At 71.0% G+C, this 12,032-nt stretch carries 1 pseudogene (running past one end of the window); it reads left to right on the top strand.

What is annotated here, in order from left to right:
* Window positions 1-12,032 (top strand): annotated as a pseudogene (locus R2B38_RS03335) (amino acid adenylation domain-containing protein); its annotated part reaches 793 nt to the left of the window's first position; the annotation flags it as partial.

Below are 12,032 nucleotides of genomic sequence, written 5' to 3'. Positions count from 1 at the left end.
CGGGCACCGACATCCCGATCGGCGCGCCCGTCGCCGGACGCAACGACGAGGCGCTCGACGACCTGGTCGGCTTCTTCGTCAACACGCTGGTGATGCGCACCGATCTGTCGGGGGACCCGGCATTCGGCGAGATCCTCGACCGCATCCGCGAGACGAGCCTGTCGGCGTTCGCCCATCAGGATGTGCCGTTCGAGAAGCTGGTGGAGGAACTCGGGTCGTCGCGGTCACTGGCCCGACACCCCCTGTTCCAGGTCATGTTGACCATGCAGAGCAGCACCCGGCTTGAGGACGGCGGCAGTCCTGCGCAGGGGGCGAGTGGCGTACGCATCAGCCCGATGACGGCGGACGCCGGTGAATCCCTGGCCAAGTTCGACCTGCACGTGTTCGCCAAGGAAGTCTTCGACGCGCAGGGCGCGCCCGCCGGTCTCCAAGGCGTGCTGACGGCGGCGTCGGACCTGTTCGAGGCGGACACGGTCGAGCGCGTCGCGAACCGGTTCATACGCGTTCTCGAACACCTCGCGCGTGACGCGTCCCTTCCGTTGAGTGCGGTGGATGTGCTGGATGCGGGTGAGCGGCGTCTGGTGTTGGAGGGGTGGAACGACAGTGGTGTTGAGCTGTCGGAGACGTTTGTTCCTGAACTGTTTGCGGCGCAGGTGGCGCGGACGCCTGATGCGGTGGCGGTCGTCTCGGGTGAGCATCGAGTGTCGTTTGCGGAGTTGGATGCGCGGGCGAATCGGTTGGCGCATTTTCTGCGGGCGCAGGGTGTGGGTGCGGAGTCGGTGGTGGGGTTGTGCCTGCCGCGGGGTGTCGAGAGCGTCGTCGGGATCCTGGGTGTGTGGAAGGCGGGGGCTGCGTATCTGCCGCTTGACGCTGGGCAGCCGGCGGAGCGGATCGCTTATCAACTCCGGGACAGTCGTGCGGTGTTGACGTTGACGACGGAGGAGATTCTGGGGGATCTGCCGGCGGGTCGGTATCGGTTGGTGGCGGTGGACGGGGCGCTGACTGTGATGCAGTTGGCCGCTTCACCGGATACGGCGCCCGAAGTGTCGGTCGAGGCTGGCCAGTTGGCGTATGTGATTTATACGTCGGGTTCGACGGGGCGGCCGAAGGGTGTGGCGGTCACGCACGGGGCGCTGGCCAACTACGTGTCGTCGGTGCCGGGTCGGCTGGGCTTTGGTGTGCTGGGTGGCCGGTATGCGGTGTTGCAGGGGCAGGCGACGGACCTGGGCAACACGGTGGTGTTCGCGAGTCTGACTTCTGGTGGTGAGCTGCACTTCCTGGATGAGGAGGCGGTCACCGACCCGGTGGCGGTGGCGCAGTACCTCGCCGAGCAGCGGATCGACTATCTGAAGGCGGTGCCGTCGCATGTGGCGGCGCTGGGTGTGGGTGCGGTGCTGCCGGCGAAGTCGCTGGTGTTGGGTGGTGAGGCGGCCTCGCCCGCGCTCGTGGGCGAGCTGCTGGCGGCGGCCGGTGAGCGGGAGGTGTTCAACCACTACGGTCCGACCGAGACGACGATCGGTGTCGCGACCACCCGTCTGACCGGGGAGACGGTGGCGTCCGGTGTGGTGCCGGTGGGCACACCTGTGGCCAACACCCGTTTCTACGTCCTGGACGCTGCCCTGAAGCCGGTCGCGCCGGGTGTGACCGGTGAACTGTTTGTGGCTGGTGCGCAGTTGGCGCGTGGTTATGTGGGTCAGGCGGGTGTGACGGCGGAGCGGTTCGTGGCGTGCCCGTACGGCGGTTCGGGTGAGCGGATGTATCGGACCGGGGACCGTGCCCGCTGGACGTCGGGCGGTCAGTTGGTGTTCGCGGGCCGGGCGGACGACCAGGTCAAGATCCGCGGCTTCCGGGTGGAGCCGGGCGAGGCCCAGGCCGTAGTGACTGCTCACCCCGAGGTGTCGCAGGCGGCGATCGTAGCCCGCGAGGACACCCCCGGCGACACCCGCCTGGTCGCCTACGTCGTAGCGGTCGACGAGGACGCCAGCGCGACCGAACTCGCTGATTCAGTACGGGAGTTCACGTCCTCCCGGCTGCCGGAGCACATGGTCCCCGCAGCGGTCGTCGTCCTCAACGCACTGCCGTTGACCGGCAACGGCAAGCTCGACCGCAAGGCCCTGCCCGCCCCCGACTTCGCATCCGGGGCCGGTGTCGGCAGGGGACCGGAGACGGCGCAGGAAGAGGCGCTGTGCCTGGCGTTCGCCGAAGTCCTCGGTCTCGACAGCGTCGGCGTGGACGACGATTTCTTCGCGCTGGGCGGCCACTCGCTGCTGGCGGTCTCGCTGGTCGAGAAGCTTCGCACCCGTGGCATGTCGGTGTCGGTCAAGGCGCTGTTCCAGACGTCGACACCGGCGGGGCTCGCCGCGGTGGCCGGTCCGGAGCAGGTGAAGGTGCCCGAGAACCGGATCCCCGCGAATGCCACGGAGATCACACCCGACATGGTGCCCCTGGTGGACCTCGACGAGTCGGCCATCGAGCGGATTCTGCGGCAGGTCGAAGGCGGTGCGCCCAACCTGGAGGACATCTATCCGCTGGCCCCGCTGCAGGAAGGCATCTTCTTCCATCACCTGATGCAGGCCGACCGCGGCACGGACGTGTACGTGGCGCCGATGGTCGTGGGCTTCGAGTCCCGTGAGCGGCTCGACACGTTCCTCGGCGCGCTGCAACAGGTGATGAACCGGCACGCGATCTACCGCACGGCGATCATGTGGGAAGGGCTGGCGGAGCCGGTCCAGGTCGTCTCCCGGGAGTTGAGGCTGCCGGTCCAGGAGATCGTCCTGGAAGCCGGCACCACCGCCGACGCGGTGCAGCAGATGCTCGACGCCGGCGGTTCGATGGACCTGAGCAGCGCGCCGCTGCTGCGGGTGCACACTGCCGCCGAGCCGGGCACCGACCGGTGGCTCGCACTGCTGCGCATCCACCACATGGTTCAGGACCACACGACCATGGAGGTGCTGCTCAGAGAGCTGCGCGCCTTCATGTCGGGGCAGGGCGCAGCGCTGCCGGAGCCGCTGCCGTTCCGTGACTTCGTCGCCCAGGCACGGCTCGGCGTGGGCTCCGAGGAGCACGAACGGTTCTTCCACGAGCTCCTCGCGGACGTGACCGAGACGACGGCACCGTTCGGCCTCACGGATGTGCACGGCGACGGTGCGGGGACCGAGCGGGCACACCTGCCCGTCGACGACGACGTCGCACGTCAGGTAAGGGGGGTGGCCCGCAGGCTCGGAGTGAGCGCGGCGACCGTCTTCCATCTGGCATGGGGCCGCGTCCTGGCTTCCGTGTCCGGGCGCGACGACGTCGTCTTCGGTACGGTCCTGTTCGGTCGTATGAACGCCGGCGCCGGATCCGACCGCGTGCCCGGCCTGTTCATCAACACCCTTCCCGTGCGCGTACGCACCGAGGCGGTGAGTGTCACCGAGGCGCTGACCTCCATGCAGTACCAGCTGGCGGAACTGCTCGTGCATGAGCACGCCCCGCTGGCCCTGGCACAGAAGGCCAGCGGCATCGAGGGCAACAGCCCGTTGTTCACCTCGCTGTTCAACTACCGGCACGCGCAACGGTCCGGCCAGGGGCCGGACCAGGCGCCGGACACCGGGTTCGAAGGGGTGCGCCTGCTCCACTTCCACGAGCACACCAACTACCCGATGGACGTGGCTGTCGACGACGACGGGTCAGGATTCGTCCTCACGGTCGAGGCCCTGGCACCGGCCGATCCGGCCCGGGTGTGCGCGCTGCTGCACACCTGCCTGGGACACCTGGTGGCCGCGCTGGACGAGTATCCGGGCGCCCGGCTCGACGAGTTGGAGGTGCTCGACGGCGCGGAACTGCGACAGCTCCTGGACGAGTGGAACGACACGGCGGGCGAGTTGCCGGGGACGCTCGTGCCCGAACTGTTCGCGGCGCGGGTCGCGGCGGATCCGGATGCGGTGGCCGTGGTGTGTGACGGGGTGGAGGTGTCGTACGGCGAGTTGGACGTGCGGGCGAACCGGCTCGCGCACTGTCTGGCGGCGCAGGGTGTGGGCGCTGAGTCGGTGGTCGGGCTGTGTCTGCCGCGGGGTGTGGAGATGGTCGCGGCGATCCTGGCCGTGTGGAAGGCAGGCGCGGCCTACCTGCCGATGGATCCCGAATACCCCGCCGAGCGGCTGGAGTTCATGCTCGACGACGCCGGTGCGCGGGTCGTTGTCGGGCATCGCGCGCTGGTGGAGGGACTGACCGTGCCGCGCACGGTGTGCCTCGACGAGCCCGATGTGGCGGCGGCACTGGCGGCCGGGCCCGCGTCGGCTCCGTCGCCGGAGCGCGAGCCCGACGGGCTGGCGTATGTGATCTATACGTCGGGCTCGACGGGACGGCCCAAGGGAGTGCAGGCCACACACGGCGGTCTGGCGAATCTGGCGCTTGCTCTGGGTCCGGTGCTGGGCGCCGGGCCGGGTGTGCGGGTGCTGCAGTTCGCGTCGTTCAGTTTCGACGCGTCGGTGCTGGACGTGGCGGCCACGCTGGCGGCGGGCGGGACGCTGGTGGTGGCCGCCTCTGCGGAGCGTTCGGACGCGGAGCGGTTGGTGCGGATGCTGCGGGAGACCGGGGTGCGGTCGGCGAGCGTGGTGCCGTCACTGCTGGCCGTGCTCGACCCGGCGGATCTTGCTGATGTGTCGACGGTGTTGGTGGGCGCGGAGCCGATCGGTGCGCGGCAGGCGGAGGTGTGGTCGGCGGGCCGGCGGTTGGTGAATACGTACGGTCCGACCGAGGCGACGGTGATGGTCACTGCAGGGGTGGTGGGTGCGGGGCCGGTGGTGGCGATGGGGTCGCCGATCGCCAACACGCGGGCCTATGTTCTCGATGGGTCGCTTGTTCCTGTGCCGGTGGGTGCGGCGGGTGAGTTGTATATCGCGGGTTCGCAGTTGGCGCGGGGGTATGTGGGGCGTGCGGATCTGACGTCGGAGCGGTTTGTGGCGTGCCCGTTCGGTGGGGGCGGGCAGCGGATGTATCGGACGGGGGATCTGGCGCGGTGGACCGGGGACGGTCGGCTGGTGTTCGCGGGGCGTGTGGATGAGCAGGTGAAGATCCGGGGGTTCCGGATCGAGCCGGGTGAGGTTGCCGAGGTGCTTGCCCAGCATCCCTCGGTGACACAGGCCGCGGTGGTCGTACGTGAGGACACGGCCGGGGACAAACGGCTGGTGGCCTATCTGGTGCCCACCGGGGCGGACTCGGCCACGCAGCAACTCGTGCGTTCAGTAAGGGAGTTGGCGGTCGGCCGACTGCCTGACTACATGGTTCCGTCGGCGATCGTGGTGCTGGACGCGCTTCCGCTGACGGTCAACGGCAAGCTGGACCGGGCCGCCCTGCCCGCGCCGGAAGTCACCACGGGCGAGGGCAGGCGGCCGGCCACGACGCAGGAGGAGATCCTGTGCGGGGCGTTCGCCCATGTCCTCGGTCTTCCCTCGGTCGGGGTCGACGACGACTTCTTCGCCCTGGGCGGCCACTCGCTCCTGGCGACTCGACTGGTCAGCCGGGTCCGGGCGGTGCTCGGCGTCGAGCTGCCCATCCGGGTCCTGTTCGACGCGCCGACACCGGCCCGGCTCGCGGCCTGGCTGGTCGAGGCGGTGCCGGGCCGGATCACCCTCACCGGCCGGGAGCGCCCGGACGAGGTGCCGCTGTCGTTCGCACAGCAACGGCTGTGGTTCCTGGGGCAGTTGGACGGCCCGACCAGCAGCTACAACATTCCGATGCCGCTCCGGCTGACCGGCGATCTCGACCGGGGTGCGCTGGCCGCGGCACTGCGGGACCTGATCGACCGGCACGAAGTGCTGCGCACGGTCCTTCCCTCGGTCGGGGGCCGTCCCTCCCAGCGGATCCTGTCGGTCGAGGAGACCGGATTCGAGCTGCGGACCGAGGACGTGTCGCGCGAGGAACTGGCCGCGGGGATGAAGCACGCCGCGGGGTACGCGTTCGACCTGACCACCGAGATCCCGCTGCGCGCGACGCTGTTCGCGGTGGCCCCCGACGAGTACGTACTCGTGCTCCTCGTCCACCACATCGCGTCGGACGCGTGGTCGATGGTCCCGCTCGCCCGCGACCTCTCCGTCGCCTACACCGCGCGGCAGGAGGGGCACGCGCCCGACTGGCCTCCGCTGCCGGTCCAGTACGCGGACTACGCGCTGTGGCAGCGCGAACTGCTGGGCTCCGAGGACGACCCGGACAGCCTGCTGTCCAGGCAGGTCGCCTACTGGCGTGAGGCCATGGCCGGGGCGCCCGAGGAACTGTCCCTGCCGGCCGACCGGGCACGCCCGGCGGTGCTCGGCCACCGCGCGTACGCCGCGCACATGGAGCTGCCCGCCGAAACCCACCGGCTGCTGCTGGAGCTGGCCCGCGAGCGGGGCGTGACCCTGTTCATGGTGCTGCAGGCGGCGTTCGCCACCTTCCTCTCCCGGCTGGGGTCCGGCACCGACATCCCGATCGGCTCCGCCGTAGCCGGACGCACGGACGACTCCCTCGACGACCTGATCGGCTTCTTCGTCAACACCCTGCTGGTGCGCGTCGACCTGTCCGGCAACCCGGCCTACGTCGACGTACTCGAAAGGGTGCGGGAGAACGCACTCGGCGCCATCGCCAACCAGGACGTCCCCTTCGAGCGCCTGGTCGAGGAGCTCGCCCCGGCCCGCTCCCTCTCCCGGCACCCCCTGCACCAGGTCGTGCTGACCCTGCAGAACGCCTCCCGGGCGTTCGGCGACAACGGCAAGGGCCGGCTGCGCATGCCCGGTCTGCGGGTCGAGATGCTCGACCTCGGCCAGGAAGTCGGCGCGAAGATCGACCTCGACGTGAACATGGACGAGTTGTACGACGCCGAGGGCGAGCCCAGCGGGATCGGCGCGGTGCTCACCGGAACGGCGGACCTGTTCGACCAGGAGACGGTCGAGCGGTTCGCGGGGTGGCTGGCTCGGATGATGCGGGCGATCGCCGAGAACCCGCGCGGACGCATCGCCGACCTGCACGTGCTCGCCGCGGACGAGCGCAGGCAGCTCCTGGTGGAGCGCAACGACACCGCCGCCGAGATCCGGCCCGTGACCGTTCCCGAGCTCTTCGCCGCGCAGGTGGCACGGACCCCGGACGCGGTCGCCGTCGTCTTCGGCGAACAGGAAGTGACGTACGCGGAGCTGGACGTCCGGGCGAACCGGCTGGCGCACTACCTGTCCGGGCAGGGGGTGGGCCCCGAGACGGTCGTCGCCGTCGCCATGGAACGCGGCACCGACCTCCTGGTGGCCCTGCTGGCCGTCCTGAAAGCCGGCGGCGCCTACCTGCCGCTCGACCCGGAGTATCCGGCGGAGCGCCTGTCGTTCATGCTGTCCGACAGCCGGGCCTCCGTGCTGATCGGCGTCTCGGAGGTGCTCGACGAACTCCCCGTGGGGCGGACACGCGCCATCGTGCTGGACGACCCGCTGGTGGCCGCCGGCCTGAACGGCGCCCCGGACACGGCGCCCCGCAGCGGCGCGGAACCGGACCACGCGGCGTACGTGATCTACACGTCGGGTTCGACCGGCCGTCCCAAGGGTGTCGTCGTGTCGCACGCGGGCGTGGCGAGCCTGGTGGCGGCGCAGACCGAGCGGTTCGCCGTCGACGAGGACAGCCGAGTGCTGCAGTTCGCGTCGGTGAGCTTCGACGCCGCCGTCTCGGAAGTCCTCGTGACGTTGTGCGGAGGTGCCGGCCTGGTACTCGCCGACGCGCGGGAACTGCTGCCCGGCGCGGGCCTGGTGGAGCTGGCGGCCCGACACCGCGTGACCCATATGACGGTGCCGCCCGCCGTTCTCGCGGTGCTGGACCCGCGGAGCCTGCCGTCCGTGACGACACTCGTCGTGGCGGGCGAGGCCATCGGCGAGGACCTGGTGGCCCGGTGGGCCGCGGGCCGGCGGTTCGTGAACGCGTACGGGCCGACGGAGACCACGGTGTGCGCGACGATGTCGCAGCCGCTCGCGCCAGGCGATCAGCCCGGCATCGGCGGACCGATCCACAACACCCGCGTGTACGTCCTCGACGAGTATCTGCAGCCCGTGCCGGACGGCGTGGTCGGCGAACTGTACGTGGCCGGCGCGGGCCTGGCGCGCGGCTATCTGGACCGGGCCGGCCTCACCGCCGGGCGCTTCGTGGCGTGCCCGTTCGGCGCCGCGGGCGAGCGGATGTACCGCACCGGCGACCGCGTGCGGTGGACGGCCGAGGGGAAGCTGCTGTTCGCGGGGCGCGCGGACGAGCAGGTGAAGATCCGCGGCTTCCGGATCGAACCGGGCGAGGTCCGGGAAGTCCTGGCCGCGCACCCCGAGGTGGCGCAGGCCGTGGTCGTGGTACGTACCGACGCGACCGGCGACAAGCGGCTCGTCGGATACACCGTGCCGATGGACGAAGAGACCGACGCGGCCGAACTGCCCGAGTCCGTCCGGCGGTTCGCCGCAGCCCGGCTGCCGGAGTACATGGTGCCGTCGGCGGTCGTCGTCCTGGACGAGCTGCCGCTGACGGCCAACGGCAAACTGGACCGGGCCGCGCTGCCGGCGCCGGACCACACCGCCGGCTCCGGGGAGAGCCGCGAACCGGCCAACGCGCAGGAGGAGATCCTGTGCCAGGCGTTCGGCGAAGTCCTCGGCCTGGAGGGGGTCGGGGTCGACGACGACTTCTTCGCGCTCGGCGGTCACTCGCTCCTCGCGGTGTCGCTGGTCGAGAACCTGCGCGGCCGCGGCATGTCGGTCTCCGTGAAGGCGTTGTTCCAGACGCCGACACCGGCCGGCCTCGCCGTCGAGGCGGACTCGGTGCGGGTCGTCGTGCCGCCGAACCTCATCCCCGAGGGGGCCGTGGAGATCACTCCGGAGATGCTCCCGCTGGTCGACCTGGACGCGGCCGAGGTCGGGCGGATCGTCGCGTCCGTGCCGGGCGGTGCCGCCAACGTGGCGGACATCTACCCGCTCGCCCCCCTCCAGGAGGGCATCTTCTTCCACCACCTGAGGGCGCGTCAGAACGGCGCCGAGGCGGACGTGTACGTCGCGCCGACCGTCCTCGCCTTCGACACGCGAGCGCGCCTCGACGCCTTCCTGGAAGCCTTCCAGCAGGTGGTGGACCGGCACGACATCTACCGCACGGCGATCGTGTGGGAGGGCCTGCGCGAACCGGTCCAGGTGGTACTGCGCCACGCACCGCTCTTGGTCGAACAGGTCGTCCTCGACCCCCAGGGCGCCGACCCGGCCGCGCAGTTGGTCACGGCTGGCGGATCGTGGATGGACCTGCGGCGCGCCCCGCTGCTCGACGTGCACACCGCCGTCGAGCCGGGCAGCGACCGGTGGCTGGCCGTCGTACGCATCCACCATCTGGTGCACGACCACACCACGATGGACGTCGTACTCGGGGAACTCGGTGCCCTGCTCTCGGGCAACGGCGACGCGATGCCCGAACCACTCCCGTTCCGCAACTTCGTCGCCCAGACCCGCCTCGGCATGTCGGACGAGGAACACGAGCGGTACTTCAGCGCCCTCCTGTCGGACGTGACCGAGACCACCGCGCCGTATGGCGCGCTGGAGATCCGCGAGGACGGCACCGCCTCGCAGCGGGCCCGCACGGTCGTGGACGGCGAAGTCGCCGACCGCGTCCGGGAGGTGGCGCGCCGCCACGGTGTTTCCGCCGCCGCGGTCTTCCACCTGGCCTGGGCGCGCGTCCTCGCCGCGGTCAGCGGGCGGGACGACGTGGTGTTCGGCACGGTCCTGCTCGGCCGTATGAACTCCGGCGAGGGCTCGGACCGGACGTCCGGACTGTTCCTCAACACCCTGCCGATGCGGGTGCGCGTCGGGGACGACGACGTGGTCGGAGCGCTGATCGCGCTGCGTGACCAGCTGGCGGAGCTGCTGGTGCACGAGCACGCCCCGCTCGCCCTCGCGCAGCGGGCCAGCGGCGTGCCCGCCGGCAGCCCGCTGTTCACGTCCATCTTCAACTACCGCCGCAACCAGGGCGGAACCCGCGGCAGGCGCACGGGCATCGAGGGTGTCACGACCCTCTTCACCCGGGAGAAGTCGAACTACCCGCTCAACGTCTCCGTCGACGACGGAATCGCCTTCGGCCTCACCATCGAGGCGACCGCGCCGGCCGATCCGGTCCGGGTGGGCGCGTTGCTGGAGACCTGTCTGGCGAATGTCGTGGCGGCGCTGGAGGAGGCGCCGGGGACGCGGCTCGCGGCGATCGACGTGCTGGACGCGGATGAGCGGCGTCTGGTGCTGGACGAGTGGAACAGCACGGCCGTCGGGCCGCCGGGGGCACTGGTCCCCGAGCTGTTCGAGACGCAGGCGGGCCGGACGCCGGACGCCTTGGCCGTGGTCGCCGACGGGGAGTCGGTGACGTACGCCGAACTCGACGCACGGGCGAACCGGCTGGCGCACTACCTGGCCGCCCAGGGGGTGGACCGGGAGTCACTCGTGGGACTGTGCCTGCCGCGGAGCACGGAGATGATCGCGGCGATCCTGGCGGTGTGGAAGGCGGGGCGGCGTATGTGCCGCTCGATCCCGAGTACCCGGCGGATCGGCTGGCGTACATGCTGACGGACAGCCGGGCGTCGGTGCTGATCGGTACGGGTGAGGTGCTGGACGAGCTGCCGGTGGGGCGGATCCGGACGGTGGACCTCGATGACCCGCTGGTGGTGGGCGCGCTGGCGGGGCAGTCGGCACGGGCGCCCCGACGTGCCTCGCAAAAGGACGAGTTGGCGTACGTGATGTACACGTCGGGATCGACCGGGCGCCCCAAGGGCGTGGCGGTGACGCAGGGCGGGCTGGCGAACTACGTGGCCTGGGCCGCGGCCGCGTACACGATGGAGGAGGGTGGCGGGGGTGCCGCGTTGCACTCGTCGCTGGCGTTCGACCTGACGGTGACGAGTGTCGTGGTGCCGTTGGTGTCGGGGTCCGCGGTCGTGGTGAGTGAGGCCGGCGGCGCCGAGGGCTTGGCCGAACTGGTACGGGAGTCGGCCGAGTTCGGGCTGGTGAAGGTCGTGCCGGGGCATCTTCCGCTGCTGGCCGAGCTGTTGACGGCGGACGAGTCGTCGGGCGCCGCCCGTCGCCTGATCGTGGGCGGCGAGGCGCTGCGGGGTGCGGATGTGCGGGGGTGGCTGGACCGGGTTCCGGGGTCGGTCGTGGTGAACGAGTACGGGCCGACCGAGACCGTCGTCGGATGCTGCGTGTTCGAGGTGGCGGCCGGCGACACGGTCGACGAGGTGGTGCCGATCGGCCGGCCCGTCGCGAACATGCGGCTGTACGTGCTGGACGAGAGGCTGCGTCCGTCGCCGACCGGGGTGGCGGGCGAGGTGTACATCGCCGGTGATCAGCTGGCCCGCGGGTATGTGGGCCGTGCCGGGCTCACCGCGGAGCGGTTCGTGGCCTGCCCGTTCGAGGCGGGTGCGCGGATGTACCGGTCGGGAGACGTGGGACGCTGGACGGCCGATGGGCAGCTGGTGTTCCTGGGCCGGGCGGACGAGCAGGTCAAGGTACGCGGGTTCCGGGTCGAGCCGGGTGAGGTCGGTGCGGTGGTGGCCGGGCACGCGCGAGTGGCGCAGGCCGCGGTGGTCGCCCGGGAGGATGTGCCGGGAGACACCCGGCTGGTCGCCTACGTCGTCCCGGAGAGTGCCGCGGACGGTGCCGTGGACGCGGATGAACTGACCGATTCCGTCAAGGAGTTCGTGGCCGCCCGACTGCCGGAGCACATGGTGCCCTCGGCGGTCGTGGTCCTCGACGCGCTGCCGGTCACGGCCAACGGCAAGCTCGACCGCCGTTCCCTGCCCGCCCCGGACTACGCGGGCGCCGCCGGAACGGGACGCGGGCCGGTGAGCGTGCAGGAGGAACTCCTGTGCCAGGCCTTCGCCGAAGTACTGGGGCTGCCCACGGTCGGGGTCGACGACGACTTCTTCGCGCTCGGCGGGCAGTCGCTCCTGGCGACCCGACTCGTCAGCCGCGTACGAGCGGTGCTCGGCGTCGAACTTCCCATCCGCGTCCTCTTCGAGACCCCCACACCGGGTGCGGTCGCCGACTGGC

This window comes from Streptomyces sp. N50, from assembly GCF_033335955.1.
Classification (GTDB): domain Bacteria; phylum Actinomycetota; class Actinomycetes; order Streptomycetales; family Streptomycetaceae; genus Streptomyces.
This window is presented reverse-complemented; position numbering and strand designations above follow the sequence as displayed.